Raw genomic sequence first — 22,663 nt, forward strand, 5'->3', positions numbered from 1 at the left:
CCTCCTTTTTTACGAGCAATAAAATTTGAAATCGTATAGCGTATGTCGTATAAGGTAGTTATTAACCTTTTTAAGCGGGTTATGTACCATAAATGCTATAATGCCCATTACATAAAAGAAAAACGATAAGCAGGTGCCTACGATGAAAACAAATGTGTTATACATTGAAGATGATCAGGATATCGGTGCATGGATGCATCAATATTTGGAAGAACGGAACTACGCTGTAAGGTGGCTTCGCAGTGGGGATGGGGCTGTGGAGGCAGCCCGTACGTGCCAGCTCGTTATTATGGATGTGATGCTGCCTGGTCTGGATGGATTCACCATTGGCAAGCGGCTCAAGAAGGAGCGCCCGGAGCTTCCGATTCTTATGTTGTCAGCCCGCACCTCCATTGATGATAAGCTGCAAGGGCTGGATTTTGCCGACGATTATGTGACCAAGCCCTTTCATCCCGATGAACTTATTGCACGGATGGAGGTTTTGTTGCGTCGAACAGGTGCCGCATCCGAAGAATCCATACAACTGGCACATCTCACGGTGTATCCTCCTGATAACCGTATTGTGAATTGTGATACCGGAGAAGAAATTACGTTAACAGGCAAGCAATATCATATTTTTGCTTATTTGCTGCGGCATTTGGGCCAAATTATGACCAAGGAGCAAATGTATGAGGCTGTGTGGGGCGATCCGTATATCGACGGAGATAAAACGCTGATGGTTCATATCCGGCACCTGCGCGAGAAGCTGGAGATTGACCCTGCGAATCCCCGAATCATAGAAACGATCCGTGGTGTAGGCTATCGGGTGAAGGCGTAATGAGCAGGCCACGTAATAGTTGGGGAAGGCTACGTCGTAGCTCGGGGCTTGGTCAGGGAGAACGTTTTGGGAGTTCTCTGTTATTTCGCTATCTGCTCATTATTGTGGTAGCCATGTTGTTATTGCCCATTGTGCTGCCTGCTACGGTGCTTATTTATAGTATGTTGTCTAACTGGGAGACGAACTCCACGCCTAAAAACCCACACTATCCCTCAACTACCAGTACCGAAAGTAGTTGGCATCGTGAAGCTATAGCCTTGAAGGGGAACACACCCGAGCAAATCTCAGCCCATCTGCGCAAAATACAGCGGGATATGTTTCCCGATTCACAAATATTTTGGGTGGATGCCACCGGGAAAACAAGACTGGAGCTACCCACACAACCGGATATCCCGAATCAATGGAGTGCGGGGCAGGCTATTGCCTTTATGAAGCAAGCAAGCTACGAGGGACCGTTCACGGTAGTGGCCTTTATTGGCGGCGGCAAAGAAGATGTGAATCAGGGCTATATGGTATTAATAGTACCTCGTTCCTTCTTTGAGCGGCAATATACAGATAGCAGCATATCAATGTACTACATCATATTTATTGTATTGATCCTTGCAGGTTTTATATTCGTGTCTCTCCTGTTCTTTGTAGGCATTCGGCGCAGACTGGTGCGGCTTCAGGCGGCCATGTCGCAACGAGGTGAGGATGGATTGCCTATCCTTGTCACCACTGGACGCCCGGATGAAATCGGCAAGCTGGAGGAGGCGTTCAATCAGATGGTTGAGCAATTGGCAGATAGCCGGGGACGAGAGCGACAGGAGGAAGAACTGCGAAAAAGGCTGGTTGCGGATCTGTCACACGATATTCGGACACCGCTTACGGTTGTACGCAACCATCTGTACACATTGGATACGGAGAATTTGAGTGTCAAGGGAAGACAGTCCATTATGTTAATGGAAAATAAGCTGAAAGACCTCGGAAGTCTGATCGACAACCTGCTCACCTACAATCTGCTGTCGAGTGGTAAATACACATTGAGAAACGAACCGCGCGATATCCTGCGGCTGGTGCGAGAGTGTGCAGCCAACTGGTACCCGATGTGGGAAAAGGAAGGCTTTGAGGTGGATATTGATCTGCCCGAGCATAGTATAGTGTGGACGGTCGATGAGCAAGGCTTCCGCCGTTTACTGGATAATGTTTTTCAAAATGTAGTTCGCCACGCCGCTTCAGGCCGCTATATTGGTATTCATATACAGGAGCATCACGGGAAAGCCGCGCTAGTTATTGCAGATAAAGGGCCGGGAATGGAGCGCCAGTCTAGTGAAAAAGGAGCCGGGATTGGCTTGGCGATTACAGAACTGCTGGCTCGTGAAATGAATCTGGAGAGGGATATTGTCAGTTCCTCTGCCGGAACACAAATCCGTTTTTTAAACAAAACTTAAACAAGGGGTTCCCTCAGCTTTAAACTCGGTACGTTACGATAGGTGTCGAGGTGAGGAACTTGAACGAATATATTATTGAAACGAACGGTCTCAGCAAAATATACAAAGGCCGTGCTGCGGTTAACCAACTGGACCTGAAAATAGGGCGTGGAGATATTTACGGTTTTCTCGGCCCGAATGGGGCGGGAAAAACGACAACGATCCGAATGCTGCTTGGACTCATTCGCCCAACCCGGGGAACGATCCGCATATTCGGACAGGATATTCGGAGGCATAAGCTCGATATTTTGCGTAAAGTCGGCTCGTTGGTAGAGTATCCTTCGTATTACGGTCATTTGAACGCAATCGAAAATCTGGAGGCCATTCGCCGCATTCTGAATGTGCCCAAAGAGAATATTGCGAACGTATTGGAGGTCGTTCGACTGACCAAGCATGCCAAACGCCCGGTCAAAGGCTACTCGCTAGGCATGAAGCAGAGACTTGGTATTGCAGCGGCGCTGCTCGGGAATCCCGAAGTGCTCATTCTGGACGAGCCAACGAATGGTTTGGACCCGGAGGGTATTCAGGAAATGCGCGAATTGATTCAGGCGATGCCCAAGGAACGGGGGATCACCGTACTGGTATCCAGCCATCTGCTGAGCGAGGTGGAACAGATGGCAAATACCGTCGGTATTATCCGTGAGGGCGAGCTGGTCTTTCAAAATACGATTCACAATCTCCGCCAGGAATCCGCAGGGGGCATTCGTATCGTAGTATCGGAGCCGGAAGCTGCTCAACTGATTGCACGTGAACAGGGCTACCATTCGGTGAAAGACGGGGCGGCACTGGATTTTGAAAACATGAATGATGCGGCTGTTGCATTGCTGGTCAAAAGATTGGTCGAAAATACGCATGCCGTGTATCGTGTGGAGGAGCGCCGCAAATCGCTGGAGGATATGTTCATGCAAGTGGTGGGCAAAAGAGGGGGCTCCCTATGATGCTGCGGGCGTTGAAGGCGGATCTGCTCAAAGCACGCCGAAAGGGAATCTGGTTCCTGGTATTCCTCGGTCCCATTGGACTGGTGGCGATGCAGGGACTGAACTTCGGACTCCGCTATGACTATCTGATTCCGCGATATAGAGGCCGTTTGTGGGAAGCCTTGATGGATAACATTGCTCTGTTCGTACCTCTTGCGCTGGTGTTAGGAGCTACTATGATCGCTTCCATGCTGGCGAATGTGGAGCATTCGTCTAACTCCTGGAAGCAGCTGCTGGCCCTGCCTATTTCCAAGTTCAGCGTCTATATGGCCAAGCTCACGCTGGCCATCGGAATGCTATGCGTGTCCTGTCTGCTCCTGACGGTGGGAACGTGGGGGCTGGGAATGCTTCTTGGTTTCGGGGAAGAGTCTGCGCCGATGGGCGAATTGCTGCGGCTCGGATTTTGGCCTTTGGGCGGCACGCTGCCTGTGCTCGTGCTGCTGTTGTGGCTAACGGTCACGTTCCAAAATCAGGCGCTGCCTGTAACACTGGGCATTACGCTCGGTATCGGCAGCCTGTTTGCTTCACAGCTGTCTGAATGGTTTCCGCTGGCTTGGCCGCAATTCGCATGGGCTGCGCCTCAAGCGTGGATATTTGCGTCCATCGGCTGCGGAACGGGTGTGCTTCTCAGCCTGCTGACAGCGGCCCATTTTTGCCGAAAGGATGTGGCGTAATGTTCGGAGGATATGTACGGCTGCTTTCTGTCGAACGTATGAAAATGGCTAAATCGCCCGTCTGGCTGCTCGCACTCGTCAGTCCGGCGCTTGCCGTGCTGGTTGGTCTGCTGGCGAACCCGGGAGGAAACTGGCTGTTGCTGTTGTCAGCCATGCTCACAATGCATGCGCTCCTGTTCATGCCGATGCTGACCGCCGTGTTTGGCTCCCTGGTCTGCCGATTCGAGCATGGGGGCGGCGGTTGGAAGCAACTGCTGTCGTTACCATTGTCCCGCACCAGCCTGTACGCGGCCAAGCTGACGATCATTATGGCCTTGGTCGGATTGACCCAGCTATTGTTCGGCGGAGCACTGCTGGGTGTTGGAGCTGTGCAGGATATGAATGGACCGATCCCTTGGGCCGTGATCGCCCAAAGCCTGCTCGCAGGCTGGGTTGCCTGCCTGCCGCTGGCTGCGCTGCAGCTCATGGTGTCCTTCCTGTGGTCCAGCTTTGCTGCACCGCTTGCTTTGAATTTCGTCTTTACCGTGCCGAATATTCTCATCGCCAAATCCCAGACCTACGCTCCGTATTATCCGTGGGTACAGCCCTTACTGGCGATGATGCCGAGCGGAAGAGACAACTTCGGGGCGTTCATGGTACCAGCTGATACACTAATGACGGTTATACTGGGTAGCTTTGTCGTGTTTTTGTTTGCGGGCCTGACGGTGTTTCGTTATAAAGAGATATAGAGTGAGATATAGGAGGTAAGCTTGCTGGTACATGAAGCTTGCCTCGATCTGTTTTCTGTTTTATTATTTTCATTCATTCCGGGTCACGTCTCAGAATGGGTATATAGGGCTGATTCAACGTCTAGCTCGTGAAGTTATTCTAAATGAAGCATAGGTAATCAGGGCATAGATAATACCATACATCGCCCATGCGTCCAAATTGGATTTAAAGGTGTCTATATTTGTCGTGATAAACAGGAGAGGAAGTACAATAGCGATGCCTACACCCAGCAGAATCCTAAAATGAAGAAATGAACAAATAATCCCTATTATAATGGCGATTAGGGGGCAAATGAGCAGAGTGGGGACAAGAGGGTTCAGTTGATGAAAAAACCAATAAATCATATTAACACCTCGTTTGAAGGGAGTATAGTAATTTGGTAGCTAGCTAATTTGTGCCGAAGAAACGAATCATTTCTTTATTGGAATGATAGGTTAAGGGAATGACAGCCTCTTCAGCGCCTGTCTCTAAACTGTAGCGACGTATTTCTCTGACTCTGTCCTTAGGACTTTTTTTAACAAAGTCATAGAGTATATCAATAGAATTCCCCGAAATTCTTGTACTCGATATATATCCTCTGTCAGTCTCCTTTTTCTGAATAAACTCTTTGTTTTGTTTTAATTGGATTTTTTTTACGTTCTTTAAGGAAGAATCATAAGCCATTATTTCACCATTATTTGATATAACATACAAATTTCCATTGTGTAATGCAGTATCATACAGGGAAAATGATTCGTTAGAAATAGAAATTTCTTTATCTAAGGAGCCATCAGAGGGATTTAAAATTTGAATGATCGGCCGATCCTGAATGCCCGGACGATTTCCATCCAACATGATGATTAGACGATTATGAAACCATAGAAGGGATGATCCGTTATTTTGCCCGACCGGATAATATGCCCGTTCCTGAGACTTGTGATTTTGAATAGAATAATTATGAAGCAAACGATTTGTGTTTAGATCTATCACATAAATACCAACGTTTTCTCCATTCCCGTCTATGTATAATACATAAGCTTTATTTTCTTTTTCTACAACGGATTGGAAATATCCTGGCAACATGACGTGATGAAGTGCAGATTCACCCATCTTTGAATATACCAACTCATTAGAATATACCTTGGGGGAGTATTGTGGATTGGTACCCACATTCATAGTGAAAAATAAATAGTCTCCGCTGCTTTTGATGAAAGAAGTACCGATTGCTCTGTCCTTGTTGTACTTTGCGGGACCAAAAAAGGAATAAATATTTCCGTAATTATCCATAACATAATGCCTATTTTGTCGCTCAGAGGCGATATAGTAGTTACCATCAAATTTAGTGAAATAATAGAAGGCACGGCCATCTTTTAGTTTCTGCTTGCCTATAATATCTCCAGTCGAGCTGTAGCTTACAAGATCAGCGCCTTCCTTCATGGCATCAGAGTAGATGACTACAAAGCCTTTTTCAGCTGTATTCAGCTTTATTTTTTCTGAGAGGGTATTTATGGAATGATTCAAATCTTTGGATGGTCTACTTTTTGAATTATTACTGATGATACAAAGGGTTAAAAGAAGGCCAATTAAGCAGGCCATAACAATTACTATCCAAACTATCTGTTTCTTTGTTAACAAAGCCTTTCCCCCTCATGAAAAAAAATTTGATGTGAACATACAAAATGATTCCAGTTAGTAGAAAACCACTTCAACTAACTGGAATTTTAAGATGTTAGTTAACGAATATGATTAATTACTATAATATATACTCGTATTACCTGATTTTGCAATTTCCATTGGAGTTACAATAGGATCGATAGTGATATAATCAACATCAATTCCTTGAGTTTTCCATGCTTTCCATACCAGTTGCGAACAATAAAATTTATCTTCAGACCATGGATTAACAAAATTCCAATTATAAGGTTTACCGATTTTCGTGTAGGCATAGCCGGCAGCTCCTGTATAATTACTGCTACTAGCGCCTTTAACATGCATGGCATAAATATTCGTACGACTACCCCAATCGTTTGTATGATACTGTACTCCATCTGCAGGGAATGACTCTATAGTGTAGCCGTTGGTATTAGAAACGATCCCTGCATGTCCAGGGTAACCAAAATCAATTCCCCAAGAACTTGCGTTGAAGGCTACTAAAATATCTCCAAAGGTGCCCAAACTAGAAGCGTTCGGCGAAATAGCAGCATTCCGCTCATCTGATTTGTCACTATTCAATGCGATGGTTTGTTGGTCTTTGAGGGCTTTTTCTTTTAGTTTTCCACTATTGATATATTCAATTTCTTCCGCATTATGTTTTTTAAGCATTTCAATATCCTGATCAGACATTCCTGCGCTCTTCATTTCCTGATAAACATCGGTTGAGATTGATGAATTCACTTCTTCAGCACTAGCTTGAATAGTAGGAAGAGCCAAAATACTGATTGCAAAACTTAAAGATATCAACGTTTTAAACAATTTGTTCATATTACCTCAGCCTCCATAATTTTTTTAATTTAGTACTCTATATTACGTCGTGAACAAAGTTCTTAGTTTTTCGTTTGAATCAAAAGTTGAATTCACCTCCTACATGTAAAAATAGCCATCCAGCCCTTTGATATTTTTATAAAAAAGGCGAAGATCCAATCAAGCTCATGTAATGTTATAAAAAGAAACAAAGGAAGGAGTGACAGAGAGAATAAAATCTTAGGTAAACGCATTTGCTCTTGAGGATTTGGAATTCAACCTTGTTTACCTAAGCTAGTGTCATAATACACATAATTGATATGTAATTCTTAAAAATGGTCCAAATGGATGTAAATTCAACACGAACGACATATTCGTGTTAGGTTTGTTCTATTACAGGAAATAGGAGATTGATGGACCATTAAAATCTTGATGTGGATTTTTGGGGAGGGATTTGGTTTTGTTGAAGGTCGCTATTTGTGATGATGAAGTGGAGCAGCAACATCGTGTGAAAAATCTATTCTTGCATATGGCTATGAATTTAGAACAGGAATTTAAAATTTCTTGCTTTTCCTCTGGTGAGGAGTTATTGGAATATTATCAAAAAAGTGAAAGAGATCCTTATCATATTCTGATTCTCGACATTGAGCTGAGAGGTATTAACGGAATTGAGGTAGCAAAAATGATACGTAATATTCCAGATTATGATGTTCAAATCATTTTTCTAACAAACTATCCCGAGTATGTGATGGACAGTTTTGATGTTCAGGCGTTTCAATATTTGCTCAAATCAGTTTCCTACGATGTTTTCGAACAAAAAATTATCAAATTATCTCAATATATTTTCTCTTTGAAAAAGCGTTTTCTGGTCATAAAAGTAGATTTGGAAGAGATCGTATTGAAATATGGAGATATTATATCTCTAGAAGTATACGATGGATTTAAAAGTCGTAGGAAATTGGAGATTACAACGGTATACGATCATTACCTTACAAACGGGATTTTATCAAATTATGTAGTGAAATTGGGGGATTATCGATTTTTACAGATTCACCGCTCTATTGTTGTCAACATGGAACATATTAACAAATTTACATGCCATTCTGTTTTGATGTCGAATGGCGCAGAATTCCCTATAGGACGTTCCAAATTAAAGGCTGTCAAGGCCACGTATACCAAATATATGATTTCCGAATTTAAACGAAGGAGTTAATGCTAATAAGTACATATCTCAAATGCTGAGACTTCCAAATATTTGTCTATACAATTCAACATGAAAACTATGAAAAAATGTAAGGGGGATTCAGAACGATCGCGGAATATGTGAACAGCCTACTGGTATTATCAATTGCTTTTATATTGATACTCGTATTTATTCAATTCAGAAAATTGATTAGACGCGGAGAGAAATATAAAATTTACAAAGAATACTATTTAATTATAGTGCTTATTATACTAATCAGCCTACTTATTATGAACACATTAATTTTTTATTCCAATACAAATAATTATTGTATATTCTCTGTTATTGGTTTGTTGATCATTAATTTGTTGGTTAGCTATCTATTTTACAACATAATTGAAAAGTTTAGATTGATCGAAGTGAATGTACAATTGTTAAGGCAAATGGAATACCAGGATACAACTTATGAAAAGACCACCAATTCATTTAAGAACATCAAGCGGATTATACACGATACAAATAATCATCTCCTGTTTATAGTTAGATGTATCGAGGAGGGAGAATTGCATGAGGCCTTAGAATATATCCATCTGACTTTGGACAGGATAGACAATTCGTATCAGAGAGTAAACACTGGAAATCTGGTCATTGATGCCCTAGTAAGTAATACGTTGAATATTGCACAGGTTAGCGGAATACAGGTGAAATATAAAGTTAATCTTCAAGATGTCAATTTGAAAATCGAGAGATATGATCTTTGTGTCGTGTTGGGAAATATACTGGACAATGCAGTTGAAGCAGCAAAAATATCAGGTCAGACAGGTAATAAGTGTATAGAGATTATTATTTTTTCAAATAAGTACACACTATTTATCAATGTTACTAATACGATGAAGGATTTCACATGTAGCTTGTATACGAAAAAACAACAGCCTGATCTTCACGGAAATGGGTTAACTAACATTCGAAAGATTACAGAGAGATACGATGGGAATGTGAGCATTGAGGCTATTAATCACAGGTTTAATATTATGGTCACTCTGCAATTTTAAAAAGGAAACACCGTTATTTGAGAGGGTGGAATTTATCAAATGGTTACACCGGATTGAAGAGCATTCAGTCCGGTGTAATGCACGTTTTTACACACGCCCTGGCAGGGCGCGAATATTATCGCTGATGAAACGGCAGGAGGCGTCGAACTTGGCTTGCTCTTCCGGGCTTAGCTCCAGCTCGATGATCTCCTGAATTCCTCTGCTGCCGATGATTGCCGGAACGCCTGTGCAGACATCGCTGTGCCCGTACTCACCGTCCAATACGGCAGACACCGCTATAATTTTACTGTCATCATTTAAAATGGAACGGGTAATATAGGCGAGCGCATTGGCTATGCCAAAATAAGTAGCGCCTTTGCGGGTGTAGATTTCCCAACCTGCATCCTTCGTTTTCCGGGCAATGTCGTCCAGATCCACGTGGCTGAATCGCTCTTTGTGCTGACGCAGAATGTGCAAGAGTGGCTTCCCGCCAATGGTGACGTGTGACCAGGCGACGAATTGGGAATCGCCATGCTCGCCAAGGGCGTATCCCTGCACGCTGCGTGGATCTATGGAAAACACTTCAGAAAGTAGCGTCTTGAGACGGGATGAGTCAATAGAGGTCCCTGTGCCGATCACCTTGTTGCGCGGTAGGCCGGAAATGCTCTGCACCAGATAGGTCACAATGTCGACAGGATTAGCTGCAATGACGAAAATACCGTCGAAGCCATCCTCCATAATAGATGTTACAATCTCCCGAGTGATGATCACTGCGTTGTCCAATACAGACAAGCGATCTTGACCGGGCTTCGGATTGGCCCCGGCTGTTATAATCACAACATCCATATCCGTGCAATCCGCATAGGTTCCCGCATGTACCTTTGTACGTGTGGACGTAAAATCCATACAATGGGATAGATCGAGCGCATGCGCCAAGGCCCGGTCATATGTGCGGTCAATCATCATGATTTCGTCACAAATAGACTGGTTAACCATTGAGTAGGCACAGCTCGAACCGACCATTCCCGCGCCGACAATCGCTACTTTCCTTGCCTTCCCCTTCATGTATGTTTCCTCCTCGTTCCAGTGAACGTTAATATGCTACAAATTATGCCTGAAATCCATTTTACGTTACATAACATAACATATTGCTGATTTTTTGAAAATATCCATTGTTTTGCCTTCATGCTGCAAAATGAAAAAACAACTGTAAATAGAGCTGCTTTTTTATGATGAGCGTAGCATAAGCGTGAATTAAAGGACGTTTTCGCTGGAATACAGGCTAAGCCGGTTCAATCCATTTTAAAGCAATATTTATATAAATTAAAAAATACATTGTTTTAATGGGAGGAATAATGCCATGAAAACACTGAAAGTATGACATTTACGTGACGTTTTGAAAACGCTCTAAAATTGCATAGAATCAAAGCGGCGCCGCCGTGTCGTTTTTTGCATTTTTTAAAAGTCGTTGGTGATGACAAAGGTTCCTAGCAGTCCGCAATATTAGAACTTTTTTGCCAAAGGGTTTCCATTTGATTCCGCGAATTGTACATATACAAGCTTATTTCTTTCCATACCATCCGGGGAGGTAATGATCAATGGAAGAAAGCAAATCGACGATGGAAGCGGCCAGACAGTTGGAAATCGGGGCAAGTACCCTTCGTAAATATGCGGCAGCGCTGGAGGAGCAGGGTTATGTGTTTCAGCGTTCCGCGAATCAGTCGAGAATGTTCAGTCCAGAAGATGTAGAGTGCTTAAGGGTGATGCGAAAAGCGCTGCGTAAAGATCATATGACGATGGACCAGGCAGTACAGGCGGTACTTGAAAGGGTGACCGCACCATTCCCAATCGTGGAAGAAGAATTCCGTTTGCCGCCTGTCTCGGATGCGGAATCATTGACTGCAACCTGGGAGGAGATATTGGCGGCGGCTGAGGATAGAGATTCGTATATGGTAGAGGCGCAAGCCAATGCTACCCTGGAGTCGGCAGGCTTACAGGAGGAAATCAATGTGCAGGAGCTGTCAGAGGAACTGGTGCAGCGACAAGCGCAGGAGCCTTTTCAGACGTTGGCGCAAACTATTGAGCATAGATTGGAACAAGCCCCTGTATCAGTACAAACGCTGGAGCCCATGGAACCACAAGAATTAACGCAGATGCAGGATATGGTACAAAGTGCTTTGCTGGAGATGCGAAGTCGCTTGGAAGAGCTGGAAGCGGAGCATAGCCGTTTGGTGGAAAAAAATATTAGCCTTTCTAACCAGCTGGAGGATCAAAAACGCTGGATGAAAGAACGGGCCGACGAGGAACGGGATCGACTGCTAATCACCAATTTGCGCACCTATCAGGGCAGACAGCGCAAATCACGCAGTTCACTGCTATCCTGGCTGGGGTTGGCGCCGCGCAGACGTAGAGAGGCATAGCTTTCATTTTCCTGTTTTTCTGATAAGACCATCAGACCTTCTCGGCCCTGATGGTCTTTTTTGTAATGATATAATAGTAGTAAAGTAAAAACAAAGAGCCAGAGGACAGGTTGCATGGAGAGCTTTGCCGCGGCATGTACAGGAAAGGACAGGATCATGTTGGCTTGGTTGCGAAACGCTTATCAATCATGGATCGACTACCCAAAACAGCCTGGTGATATACTCAACGGACGGTATCATATTCATTCACTGCTGGGTATGGGCAGCTATGGTCTGACCTATCTCTGTCAGGACGGACAGAGTGGGCAGGAGGTAGCCGTCAAGCTGCCCAGACCGAGCAAGCGGGCGCAGGCAGTTCAGCTGCTGCAGCGTGAGGCCGATATCATGCAGCAGATGGACCATCCCTATATCCCGAAGCTGCTCGAAAGGGTAGAGCATCCGAACGGAGTGTACCTGGTCATGGAATATATCTCGGGCAGGACGCTAGAGGAAGCATTGCTGCAGCTTGAGGTTAATCCGTAATACCGGTCCATAAAGATAGCCGGGCATTCGCCGTAAAAATGGGGGGATGCCCACTTACGCATTTGACCAGGTCTACATACAATGATCCTGTAAATGAGCGAAAGGAGTGTTGTAAATGAGTCATATGTGTGGAGTAGGCGGTATGCATTACGGCGTAGGAGCCTGGACCTCTGTAGGAGCAATTCTGGTTCTGTTCATTTTGCTGGTGATTATATCCAAAACCCTGTTTCTGTAATTTCGGCCGTAGCCGATTTCCTTTAAAATGCACAGATGTTGTCCTGCATAACGAAGGACGTATAACAATAAAGCGAAGGCCCGTGTTGAGAAGGGTCTTCGCTTTTTGTTACTTGGCTAGGAGCTGGAGTAGTGACGGCGCTTGTCCTTGTAATATCGGTGACCGTTATGGCTGTTTCTGTAACCGTCTGATGAAGAATGGCGTCTCTGGTCGTAATAACGATCTGAGCTGCTGTATCGCCGCTTATGAGAATGAGAGGTGGAATGTAACAGGCGGTGCAGTATTTTTCTGAGCATCGTCTAATCCTCCTTCTGATCCTGTCCAGCTGATTTTTTATATCATTAACTGACATAGACAGGTTCGTATGAAACGGTAATACGCCACAATGCTGTAACAAGTTCCATTAATTTAAGTCTTATAGGGACTTGGCCTGAAACTCCGCAATATCCTTGAACTCTTCTTCAAACTTACGCGAGATGCGGATATAAATCGGCAGTAAATCACGGTAAATATCTACATGCTCTGCCACAGGTTGATGCTGGTGAGTGGTGCCGATCATATCGGAGACTGCATCCAGTGAATCAATCCGTCCCAGTGCATATAAGCCCAGAATAGCAGCGCCCAGACAGGAGCTTTCCAGACTTTCGGGGATAATGACCTCCTGGTCGAAAATATCCGCCATGAGCTGACGCCACAGCTCTGAGCGTGCAAATCCGCCAGTAGCATGAATGACCGACGGCCTGCCGATGACCTCTTCCATAGCGAGCATGACCGTGTACAGGTTGAACAATACGCCTTCCAGTGCGGCGCGAATCATATGCTCTTTTTTGTGGCGCAGGGACAGGCCGAAGAAAGAGCCGCGTGCATTCGGGTCCCACAGAGGTGCACGTTCACCGGATAAATACGGGAGGAAAAGCAGGCCGTCCGAGCCGGGACGTACCTGCTCCGCGATTTGGGTCAGCACGTGGTACGGATCGATCCCCAATCGTTTGGCAGTTTCCACCTCGGAGGCTGCAAATTCATCCCGAATCCAGCGGAACACAATCCCGCCATTGTTCACCGGGCCACCGATTACCCATAGCTTTTCGGTCAATGCGTAACAGAAGAAACGTCCCTTGGCATCGGTAAGCGGCTGATCAACTACGGTACGGATGGCCCCGCTGGTGCCGATTGTGACAGCCACAACCCCCGGTTTGATTGCATTAACACCGAGGTTGGACAAGACACCGTCACTGGCCCCGATAACAAAAGGAGTCGTTTCGAGTAGGCCCATGTCCTGGGCATAGCTCTTGTCCAGCCCTTGCAGCACATGAGTCGTCGGCACCAGCTCAGATAGCTGTTCTTTCGTTACACCTGCAATGCGCAGCGCTTCCTCGTCCCAATCCAGCTGTTGCAAATTCATGAGACCCGTAGCGGATGCAATCGAATGATCCACAACATATTGCTGGAATAACCGGGCGAATACATATTCTTTGATGGAGATGAATTTGTACGTTTGAGCTGCAATTTCCGGTAAATCCCGTGTAATCCACATCAGCTTCGTCAGCGGTGACATGGGATGAACGGGCGTCCCGGTGCGCAAGTAAATGTCGTGTCCGTTGTACTTATGCTTGAGCGCTTCAGCCCATTTGGCGCTGCGGTTATCTGCCCAAGTGATGGAGGCGGTCAACGGCTTGCCGTTCTTGTTCACCGCCAGTACGCTGTGCATGGCTGAGCTGAAGGAGACGAAGAGTACATGCCCGGCTGGCACTCCGCTTTGCTTCATGACCTCTTGCACCGTTGTAACGACGGCATTGAAAATATCCTCCGGGTCCTGTTCCGCTGCATCGGGCTCAGGCGTATGCAGTGGATAGCCTACATGATGCTGGGCGGCAATTTTGCCGTTTTCTTCAAAAAGCACTGCTTTGGTACTGGTCGTACCGATATCGACGCCGATCATGTATCGGGTGTCTGTCATAGTCAATCTCCCCTTCACTTAACCGTTATTAGCTATTAACGTTAAATTAACACACTCAGCAGCATAATCAAACCGAAAGCGACCAGGGAGAGGATGGTTTCCATAACGGTCCATGATTTTAGAGTCTGCGGAACGGTCATATTAAAAAATTCCTTGATCATCCAAAAGCCGGCATCATTCACATGAGACAGGATGAGCGATCCAGCCCCGGTAGCCAGGACGACCAGCTCGACATTCGCGCCGGGGGTGAGTGCCAGTACAGGTGCGACAATACCGGAGCCTGTCGTCATCGCGACCGTTGCGGACCCGGTGGCCACACGAATGAGCGCAGCGACCAGAAAAGCAAATACAATTACGTTCATATGCGCTCCTGTAGCGACTGCAGCTATGGCCTGACCCACGCCGCTGTCAATCAGCACGGTTTTAAATGCACCGCCGCTGCCGATAATCAGGATGATGGAGGCTGTAGGGGCCAGGCATTCGCTGGTAAAACGGGCTAAATCCTCTTTCTTCAAGCCGCGTGCATACCCAAGCGAGAAGAAAGAGAATACAGCCGCAATCAGCAGCGCCATCACTTCATCACCAATAAATTTGAAAAATACAGTAACCGCATGTGTATTGGCTGGGTCCACGATTTCAGCTACCGATCCGCTTAGCATGAGAATAACAGGCAACAAAATGGTAAACAGCGTAATCCAAAAAGGCGGCAACGACCGTGCGGTCGTATTTCTGAACTGCTCATCCAGCTTTTCGGAAGGTCTGACCATGATTCTTTTGCCAATCCATGCGCCGAAGACCGGGCCTGCAATAATGACGGACGGAATACCGACGATAAGTGCATATCCTATCGTGCGTCCGATATTGGCGTTGAAGGCTTCAATTGCGATCATCGGAGCCGGATGAGGGGGCAAAAGACCATGTACCGTCGATAGCCCTGCCAGCATTGGAATGCCGATCTTCAATAGAGACATATTCATTTTCCGGGCGACCGTGAATAGAATCGGAATTAATAAAATGATGCCGACCTCGAAAAATACCGGAATCCCCACAATAAACCCTACAATCATCATAGCCCAATGGACGCGTTTTTCACCAAAACGTTCCATCAGTGTAGTTGCGATGCGCTCGGCACCGCCGGATTCTGCCATCATTTTGCCAAGCATGGTGCCAAGTCCGATGACGATGGCAATGGAGCCGAGCGTGCTGCCCAGTCCCTTGGTGATAGAGGCAGTGACTTCATGTCCTGGCATCCCGTTAACCAGCCCGAGAAATACGGCGGAGAGCAGCAGTGAAACGAAGGGATTCCATTTGAATTTGGCAATCAGCAAAATCAAAAGAATGACAGTAACTAGCGCCCATATGAGCAGTGAAACGTTATGGCTCAAGCCGAATAGTGTGTTCATGAAGTAATGCCTCCTTATTCATCCATATTAAGATAGATGTATACTTGTCGACAACTTTCATTAGAAGAAGAACCGCGCTGGCAGGAAACGCAAAATGCGCGGTACATTGGATTCTTAATCACGCAAGTTGCAGACTAGGACCGTGCCTTGTGATAGGGAGACAGCACGCTGTCGTTAACCGCGTTGCGGGTGTCCCGATAATGATCCTCAATAAACTCGAATAATTCCTGCGTGTTTCCTTGATTTAAAGCGTTTGCAAAGGTGCGATGCTTGTGAATCGTAACTTGGGATTCTTCGATGTTGGACGCAAAGCGTTGTTCTGTGGCAGCCAGCATGACTGTCAGGATTAACTGTCTCATTCCATTCCAGGTATGAAGAATACGGGTATGGCCTGCCTCCAGAACCAAGGCTTCATGGAAATTAAAGTCCTGAAGAGAAAACTCGGCGACATCTCTGTGCTTGAGAGCGACTTCCATTTTGTCAATCATCCGGTTTAAAGCGGTCACCAATCCGGTATTGTCGCTATGTACATACCTTCGAACAACAAAATGCTCAATCAGCTTTCTTACGTCGAACAGCTCCTCCATATCAGCCGGGGTCATACCGATGACAATCGCTCCCATGCGCTCCAGACGGAGAAGCCCTTCACCCGCAAGTACCTTCAAGGCTTCGCGTACTGGAGAACGACTTGTGCCAAAATCGGCAGCAGTCTGGTTCTCAGACAGCACGGTCTCGGGGAGCTGTATGCCGCGTATAATCTGGAGCCGGAGTTCACAAGCAATCCTTTCCCCAAGTGACGCACCCTGTAACCAGGTTGTTGGATATTTCATAGGATACTCCTATCTTGGAAATGATTTTGCATACTTGTATACAAGTTACGGGTATTATATACCCAATTTAAGATACTTGTAAACGATATCAATTGACATCGGTTCCATTTCGCTGCTTTTAGCGTTACAATAGAAGCAGCAAAAGGACGCAGTGAAAAGTAGAACGAACACGGAAAAGAAGGAGACCGTTTAATGATTATCATTAAAACCAAAGAACAAATTGAAAATATGAAAAAAGCTGGCGAGATTTTGGCTGCTTGTCACCGGGAAATTGCCAAAATGATCAAGCCGGGTATTACAACACTGGAAATTGACGCCTTCGCGGAATCGTTCATGAAAAAGCATGGGGCAACGCCAGAGCAAAAGGGCTACAACGGCTACCAGTTTGCAACCTGCGGATCACCTAACGATGTGATTTGCCATGGCTTTCCGAACAAGACGCCGCTGAAGGACGGGGACATCGTGACCATCGACATGGTTGTGAACCTGAACGGTTGGCTGGCAGATTCCGCTTGGTCGTATGCAGTAGGTAATGTGTCTGAGGAGGCACAAAAGCTGCTGGACGTCACCAAGGAATCTCTGTACAAAGGGATCGAGCAGGCCGTTATCGGTAACCGGATCGGGGATATTTCGCATGCAATTCAAACCTATGCAGAGGCGGAGGGCTTCTCGGTCGTACGTGAATTCATCGGTCACGGCATCGGACAAGAAATGCATGAGCAACCGCAGGTTCCGCATTATGGACCACCGCATCGCGGGCCGCGTCTGAAAGAAGGCATGGTCATTACGATTGAGCCGATGCTCAACACAGGCACCTACCGCAGTAAAATTGATGCGGACGGCTGGACTGCACGTACGCTGGACGGCGGCTTGTCGGCGCAATACGAGCACACGCTGGCCATTACCGCGGATGGCCCGATCATTTTGACCCAGCAATAAGAAGCAGACAGCAACCGGGTTGCGTACAGATTAACGGCTTGAATGAGCTGGACATATTACAGAAATTAGAGGAGGCTGTCCGGAGGACAGTCTCTTTTTAGCATAATATAGTTAAATGACCCAACTAAACCAAAAGACCCAAAAGACACGACTCCTGCTGGGAGAGCGTGTCTTTTGGGTCTATACAGCCACCTGCCATGATGCATGCAAGAATCTGTAGGTCAGATGCAGGCCTACGTCTCGCTCGGAAAGAATTCGCGATATTGAAAATACATACGCAGCCGCCAGTGCAGCAAGGTTCCGAAGGCTAGTATGAAAAATAGTCCTGCTGTCTGTGGAATGGTAATATAACGCTGAATAAACTCATGCAGCAGCAGTCGGACGATCAGCAGGCTGATCAGGATAAAAAAGAAGGTGCGTGAGCGTTGCACAAAAACCTGCCCTTCTTGCAGCTCAAATCTGGTGCTGCGGATCAGTGGATAGGAAAAAATAAACCAGCCGATCAGAAAAGCGCCCAGCGCCCAAAGCCAGGGAACCCGTACCTCCGGCACGACAAACATCATAAAACCGGTGCTCATGCCAAGCGGAGGGATGATAATCTTTTTGGCGTTAACAGGGCGATGACCTGTCTTCATGCGGATAAAAATAGCCGAAACCGCGATCAAAATCATGCCGAAGGTCGCGCCATATTGCAGAATTGGGGTGCTGATATGAACCATGAACTAGGCCCCCTCTATAAGGAATGTAAGCGTTGTTGGACAGACTGCAAACCGCTATCATTATAGCACATATGTCATGGATATATTTAGTTACAGTCTTTCCTCCGACAAGCGGATTATACGCCTCAAGGTGAAACCCGGCCCTATAATCGGGTCTTTATTATGCTTATGCGAGCTCCTTTGCTTGTACCTCTCCCAGAGCTGATTTTTTCTCCTGGCGCATCATATAACCCATGGCTGCAATAATAAGGATAAAGGCAATAAGGGCGAGAAAGGGAATGGTGATAAAATCTAACCAGTTCAGATAATCCTGTTCACAGGATACTCTGCCGCAGGAGGTTGAAGCTTGCGTAGCTGCTTTGGCAGCTGCATGGATACGCTGAATTGTAAAATGATAGGCCGAAATGGCGCCTCCAATGATAGCCAGCGGCATGACATAACGACGTATTCCCGTATCTCCCCGAAAATAAGCGATTCCGAGCAAGAGGGTCAAGGGATACATCAGAATGCGCTGAAACCAGCACAGCTTACAAGGCTCATATCCCAAAATCTCACTGAGATACAGACTGCCTAATGTAGCCACACAAGCTACAACCCAGGCGGCAAACAGAGCAATATCCGTTTTTTTAAACGATCCAATCATAGTAACGCTCCTTTTTTCATTCTAATGAGAACAAAATGAACTCATTATGTCTTGTCCGATTGGCGGGGATCTGCCGATATGAATGTCTTATTCGTATTGTACTGTATTTTGAGTGCAGGGTCATACTTAAACATATTGACATCATCCACTATCATTTTTATAATTGCAGTAGTTTGGGAAGTTAATGAGGATTCAAGTCAGATATATACTATGAGAACATTAGGAGTGTGCCCAGAATGTCGATTTCCAAAAAAAATGAAACACTTTCTGTTATTAGTGAAAGACACGCGGTGAAAAGCTATGTGAAGGAATTTAAATTGCCGGAGGAAGATCTGGAAGCTATTTTGACTGCGGCGATAGAAGCTCCTTCCGCTTGGAACCTTCAACATTGGAAATTCCTCGTGATCGACAGTGAAGCAGACAAGCAAAAGCTGCTGCCTATCGCCTATAACCAAGGTCAAGTAGTGGAAAGCTCCGTGACGATTGCCATTTTGGGTGATTTGGAAGCGAACCGTAACGCAGTCATTTATGACCAAGCGGTAGAAGCAGGCACATTGCCAGCAGAAATTCGTGATGCTTTGGTAGGGCAAATCAACGGTGCGTACCAAAATCCGCAAGTCGCTCGCGATGCAGCAATCCTGAACTCTGCTTTTGCGGCACAAAACATTATGCTGGCTGCTAAATCTCTGGGCTATGACACTTGCGCTATGGGCGGCTTTATTCCTGCACAGCTAATCGAGCAATTCAATATTCCTGCACGTTACCTGCCAACCATGCTGATTACTGTCGGTAAGGCACAAGTGCCAGCTCGTCCATCAGGACGTTTCCCATTGTCTGAAGTTGTTGTAAAAGGCAGCTTCTAAGAAGCCTTTCTAAATCAAAAGGGTGTTCCTGCAACCGTCGTGGTTGGGGAGCACCCTTTTTTATGTCCGGATTGCTATGGTCATGAATGCTTTCGCTTAGTCCGAACGCTTGGACACGAGATATACCAGCTCCAGCGTCAGAATAGGCAGAAAGACAGAAGCCGGATAGGCCAGATAGCGTGGCTCCCATTGCGGCTTGAACTTATCTTTAAAGCGTCGCAGCCCCTGAAAGCCGTAAAAATGCCCTCCATATTGAAACACGAGTCGGGCCAGCTTTTCCTCTCGTAATGCCTTTTCACTTTGTCCTACCTGAGACAGCGGTGCCATGCCCAGATTAAATGTCATATACCCGCTCTCCTTGGCCCACTCAATAACCCGTGTGAATAAGTAATCCATCGTGCCATTCGGCGTGTCAGGCAGGTGGCGCATCAGGTCAATGGAAACCGTCTGTCCGTGATCATAGGCAGGGGCCATGGTAGCGAAGGCAATGACCTTTCCTTCAGAGTCCTTTAATAGTGCAATCGGTGCTAGCTGAAGATAAGACTCTTTGAACCAGCCGAGTGAATACCCCTTCTCCTTGCGTCCGTCCAGCCAGATATTTGATATATGACGCAATTCCTCAATGAGTGACGGTTCCAGAGGCGGCTGGATGATTTCAAACGAGTAGCCCTCGCGGTCAAAGCGGTTTTTGGCGCTGCGCAGAGCCTGATTGCTTTTGCCTGTCAGTGTAAAGGATTCCAGTGGTACCAACGCTTCCTCGCCCAGCTTGAAAAAGCGATAGCCGTTCTCGTGATAGATGGACAAATACTCCGGTGATGCCTGATAAAATACAGCCGTCAACGCATACCGGTCTGCGAAGCGTTGAAATTCCTGAATCGCTTCATTCACACGTTCTTTTGAACCAAGCGGGTCGCCCAATACAACCAGCTTGTCCCGGCTACGAGCATAGGGAATAACGACTTGCTCGTCCTTGGTCCAATACAGATACTTATCACCGAGAAAAAGCATATGAGAAACGAGGTTACCGCCCTGCCGTTCCAAAAACTCCTTTAGCTTGTCGAGCTCCCGTGCATCGGGGAGATTACCGATTACACGTTGTGGTCTGAGGAAGAAATACACCGTCAGGAACACCCATGCCAAAATCAAACTAAACACGGCAGTAACTCCGTAATCGCTACGATTCATAAAAAAATCCAGATGAACCTTGGCGTGCAGATGGCGCATAAACGGAGTATTGGAGCCTGCCCCAATCATAAAATAAGCCCCGGTCACGAGCAGAGAGAGTCCGCCCCATATTAAAATGTTGTGACGATTCAGCGGCGCACTGACCCGATAAAACCGTGAACGCGAAATCCACAGCATTAACGCCACGAACAGCAGAAACAAGGCTTCTTCAAAATCCAGACCTTTGATAAAGGTGAAAATTGCGCCCGCTAGCAGTAGTATCAACGTCAATCGCAATGCTCTGCGAATACGCAGAGAGATTCCGTGGGACAGCACGACAAGCATAATCCCGATGATGACCGAGATTTCGTGCGATAAGCGCATGACAGGCAGGCTGAGCAAATGCTCGGCAAAACGGAGCCGATATAACAGGCCGGGCGTAGCCGCAGACAAAAGAAGCACAGCGCCTGAGATGAGTACCAGCTTACCAAGTGCCCATACCCCCAGATCGGCTAAAAACCGGAACTGGCCAGGCCAGCCCCATACCTTCTGCCAGGCATTGAGGGAATAATCCCAACCTGTCTCAGCCAGCTGGCTTAAGCGCTCGTTGCGCGGAATCATCTCCAGCGCAGCCAAGACCAGGCCGATCAGCCACGGGATGATGAAATAAAAGACGCGAAAGACCAATAGCACAGCCAGGGCCCGATCCGGATTGGCACCCTCCAATTGCAGTCCAAGCAGGGCAATGATGTCGAAAGCACCGACCCCTCCGGGTGCGAGACTGATGAGTCCGGCTATCGCGGCAATGACATAAATACCGAACACGGCACTGATTGGCAGCTCGTGGAGCAAGTATGAGCCGATCCATGCAAAGGTAAGACCGGCCAGCAGCCATTCCAGCAGCGAAGCGCCAATGGAGGCGGAGATAGTGGACCAGGAGAGCCGGCCTTCTCCCTTATTGAACCATTTGGCGTAACGCTTGGATCGTTGAAGGATCAGAAACAGCGGCAGGTACAACGCCATTCCCCATAGCGCCCAATGAAGCCACGGATGAGCATCCAGTACGGGCTGGACCGGATACAGATGGACGATGGCTCCCCAAGCCAGCAAAGACAATCCGGTAATGACCACAGGCGAAAGGAACACAACCGCAGAGGTGATGACACCCAGCGGCACGCCGTTTTTTTTGTACAGCATAGTGCGAAGTCCCGCACCTGTAAAGCCGGCAAAGCCAAAGACATTATTGAAGGTATTGGAGATCCAGGCATACCGGAATGTTACTCCAGGCTTGATCTGAAACTTAAAATGATGCCTGATCACGTAATCGTATGCGCTCATGGCCGCCACCGCTACCAGTGAGAACAAGCCAATCTCGATGAGAAATGTGGCATCCATTCGCCGCAGCTCATGAAGTATCCGTGCCAGATTGAAGCCTTTCAGCTCTCGTCCAGCCTCCCATATAATAAAAGCCAGTACAGCCAGCGGTAGCAAAATACGCGTCATTCGCTGCCTGTAGATGGTTATCATGAACTGTACGATTTTAAAGGATTGGATTGATTTGCGATTTGAATTCATAGATTCACCTGCCTGAAAAATAATGAGATACATCA

Annotated in this window: 22 protein-coding genes; 12 read left to right on the forward strand and 10 right to left on the reverse strand. The window is 46.5% G+C overall.

Annotated elements, in window-relative coordinates; all coding sequences use genetic code 11:
• Positions 1–142 precede the first annotated feature (142 nt).
• The 5 genes from GCU48_RS13120 to GCU48_RS13140 are packed head-to-tail and all read left to right on the forward strand — an operon-like array spanning position 143 to position 4,665.
• Positions 143–817: a response regulator transcription factor gene (locus GCU48_RS13120; RefSeq protein WP_152380284.1), complete on the forward strand. Its 675-nt coding sequence runs from the start codon at positions 143–145 to the stop codon at positions 815–817.
• Positions 817–2,247 (forward strand): HAMP domain-containing sensor histidine kinase, encoded by a 1,431-nt coding sequence (locus tag GCU48_RS13125; RefSeq protein WP_152380285.1) that lies wholly within the window; start codon positions 817–819, stop codon positions 2,245–2,247. The genes GCU48_RS13120 and GCU48_RS13125 overlap by 1 nt, the downstream gene beginning before the upstream one ends.
• A gap of 59 nt (positions 2,248–2,306) precedes the next feature.
• On the forward strand, positions 2,307–3,224 hold the full coding sequence (locus GCU48_RS13130) for an ABC transporter ATP-binding protein (RefSeq protein WP_152380286.1): 918 nt from the start codon (positions 2,307–2,309) through the stop codon (positions 3,222–3,224).
• Positions 3,221–3,937, forward strand: a complete 717-nt coding sequence (locus tag GCU48_RS13135) for an ABC transporter permease (protein ID WP_025718144.1) — start codon at positions 3,221–3,223, stop codon at positions 3,935–3,937. The genes GCU48_RS13130 and GCU48_RS13135 overlap by 4 nt, the downstream gene beginning before the upstream one ends.
• On the forward strand, positions 3,937–4,665 hold the full coding sequence (locus GCU48_RS13140; RefSeq protein ID WP_152380287.1) for an ABC transporter permease: 729 nt from the start codon (positions 3,937–3,939) through the stop codon (positions 4,663–4,665). The genes GCU48_RS13135 and GCU48_RS13140 overlap by 1 nt, the downstream gene beginning before the upstream one ends.
• A gap of 427 nt (positions 4,666–5,092) precedes the next feature.
• On the opposite strand, the gene GCU48_RS13145 is transcribed toward GCU48_RS13140, so the two are convergent.
• Positions 5,093–6,319, reverse strand: coding sequence for a hypothetical protein (locus GCU48_RS13145; protein WP_152380288.1), 1,227 nt, complete (start codon positions 6,317–6,319; stop codon positions 5,093–5,095).
• 111 nt (positions 6,320–6,430) lie between these two features.
• A complete protein-coding gene (locus tag GCU48_RS13150; RefSeq protein WP_152380289.1) occupies positions 6,431–7,165 on the reverse strand; it encodes a YiiX/YebB-like N1pC/P60 family cysteine hydrolase in 735 nt (244 codons plus the stop codon).
• Between the two features lie 439 nt (positions 7,166–7,604).
• On the opposite strand from GCU48_RS13150, the gene GCU48_RS13155 reads away from it, so the two are divergent.
• Together GCU48_RS13155 and GCU48_RS26920 are read left to right on the forward strand one after the other, a co-directional pair.
• On the forward strand, positions 7,605–8,357 hold the full coding sequence (locus GCU48_RS13155) for a LytR/AlgR family response regulator transcription factor (RefSeq protein WP_152380290.1): 753 nt from the start codon (positions 7,605–7,607) through the stop codon (positions 8,355–8,357).
• A 533-nt stretch (positions 8,358–8,890) separates the two neighbouring features.
• Complete coding sequence (locus GCU48_RS26920; protein ID WP_167518689.1) at positions 8,891–9,379, forward strand: GHKL domain-containing protein; 489 nt, start codon at positions 8,891–8,893, stop codon at positions 9,377–9,379.
• Between the two features lie 87 nt (positions 9,380–9,466).
• Here GCU48_RS26920 and GCU48_RS13165 read toward each other — a convergent pair whose 3' ends face one another.
• A complete protein-coding gene (locus GCU48_RS13165) occupies positions 9,467–10,423 on the reverse strand; it encodes an L-lactate dehydrogenase (protein WP_152380292.1) in 957 nt (318 codons plus the stop codon).
• Positions 10,424–10,956: 533 nt separating this feature from the next.
• On the opposite strand from GCU48_RS13165, the gene GCU48_RS13170 reads away from it, so the two are divergent.
• The 3 genes from GCU48_RS13170 (at position 10,957) to GCU48_RS27340 (ending at position 12,535) form a co-directional block, all read left to right on the forward strand.
• Complete coding sequence (locus GCU48_RS13170) at positions 10,957–11,778, forward strand: MerR family transcriptional regulator (protein ID WP_152380293.1); 822 nt, start codon at positions 10,957–10,959, stop codon at positions 11,776–11,778.
• A gap of 156 nt (positions 11,779–11,934) precedes the next feature.
• Positions 11,935–12,300: a protein kinase domain-containing protein gene (locus tag GCU48_RS13175; protein WP_244315625.1), complete on the forward strand. Its 366-nt coding sequence runs from the start codon at positions 11,935–11,937 to the stop codon at positions 12,298–12,300.
• 115 nt (positions 12,301–12,415) lie between these two features.
• Positions 12,416–12,535, forward strand: a complete 120-nt coding sequence (locus GCU48_RS27340) for a YjcZ family sporulation protein (RefSeq protein WP_208811826.1) — start codon at positions 12,416–12,418, stop codon at positions 12,533–12,535.
• Positions 12,536–12,651: 116 nt separating this feature from the next.
• Here GCU48_RS27340 and GCU48_RS13180 read toward each other — a convergent pair whose 3' ends face one another.
• The 4 genes from GCU48_RS13180 to GCU48_RS13195 form a co-directional block, all read right to left on the reverse strand.
• The gene (locus GCU48_RS13180; protein ID WP_081752078.1) at positions 12,652–12,831 is read right to left on the reverse strand and encodes a hypothetical protein; all 180 of its coding nucleotides are present in this window, start codon (positions 12,829–12,831) and stop codon (positions 12,652–12,654) included.
• A gap of 119 nt (positions 12,832–12,950) precedes the next feature.
• Positions 12,951–14,492 carry a gluconokinase gene (gene gntK / locus GCU48_RS13185; RefSeq protein ID WP_152380294.1) on the reverse strand — a complete coding sequence of 514 codons (1,542 nt, stop codon included), beginning with the start codon at positions 14,490–14,492 and terminating at the stop codon, positions 12,951–12,953.
• 41 nt (positions 14,493–14,533) lie between these two features.
• Positions 14,534–15,895: a GntP family permease gene (locus tag GCU48_RS13190; protein WP_152380295.1), complete on the reverse strand. Its 1,362-nt coding sequence runs from the start codon at positions 15,893–15,895 to the stop codon at positions 14,534–14,536.
• A gap of 134 nt (positions 15,896–16,029) precedes the next feature.
• Positions 16,030–16,725: a GntR family transcriptional regulator gene (locus tag GCU48_RS13195; protein ID WP_152380296.1), complete on the reverse strand. Its 696-nt coding sequence runs from the start codon at positions 16,723–16,725 to the stop codon at positions 16,030–16,032.
• Positions 16,726–16,917: 192 nt separating this feature from the next.
• On the opposite strand from GCU48_RS13195, the gene map reads away from it, so the two are divergent.
• Positions 16,918–17,664 (forward strand): type I methionyl aminopeptidase, encoded by a 747-nt coding sequence (gene map / locus GCU48_RS13200; RefSeq protein WP_025716175.1) that lies wholly within the window; start codon positions 16,918–16,920, stop codon positions 17,662–17,664.
• A 233-nt stretch (positions 17,665–17,897) separates the two neighbouring features.
• Here the strand turns inward: map and GCU48_RS13205 are convergent, their stop codons facing one another.
• Both GCU48_RS13205 and GCU48_RS13210 read right to left on the reverse strand, forming a co-directional pair.
• A complete protein-coding gene (locus tag GCU48_RS13205; RefSeq protein ID WP_152380297.1) occupies positions 17,898–18,383 on the reverse strand; it encodes a CcdC family protein in 486 nt (161 codons plus the stop codon).
• A 166-nt stretch (positions 18,384–18,549) separates the two neighbouring features.
• Entirely contained in the window at positions 18,550–19,026 is a 477-nt protein-coding gene (locus GCU48_RS13210; protein ID WP_152380298.1) for a disulfide oxidoreductase, read from the reverse strand.
• A 236-nt stretch (positions 19,027–19,262) separates the two neighbouring features.
• On the opposite strand from GCU48_RS13210, the gene GCU48_RS13215 reads away from it, so the two are divergent.
• Positions 19,263–19,889, forward strand: coding sequence for a nitroreductase family protein (locus tag GCU48_RS13215; protein WP_152380299.1), 627 nt, complete (start codon positions 19,263–19,265; stop codon positions 19,887–19,889).
• Between the two features lie 96 nt (positions 19,890–19,985).
• Here GCU48_RS13215 and mprF read toward each other — a convergent pair whose 3' ends face one another.
• Entirely contained in the window at positions 19,986–22,628 is a 2,643-nt protein-coding gene (mprF, locus tag GCU48_RS13220; protein ID WP_152380300.1) for a bifunctional lysylphosphatidylglycerol flippase/synthetase MprF, read from the reverse strand.
• Positions 22,629–22,663 lie beyond the last annotated feature (35 nt).

It is taken from the genome of Paenibacillus brasilensis, assembly GCF_009363115.1.
Classification (GTDB): Bacteria; Bacillota; Bacilli; order Paenibacillales; family Paenibacillaceae; genus Paenibacillus; species Paenibacillus brasilensis.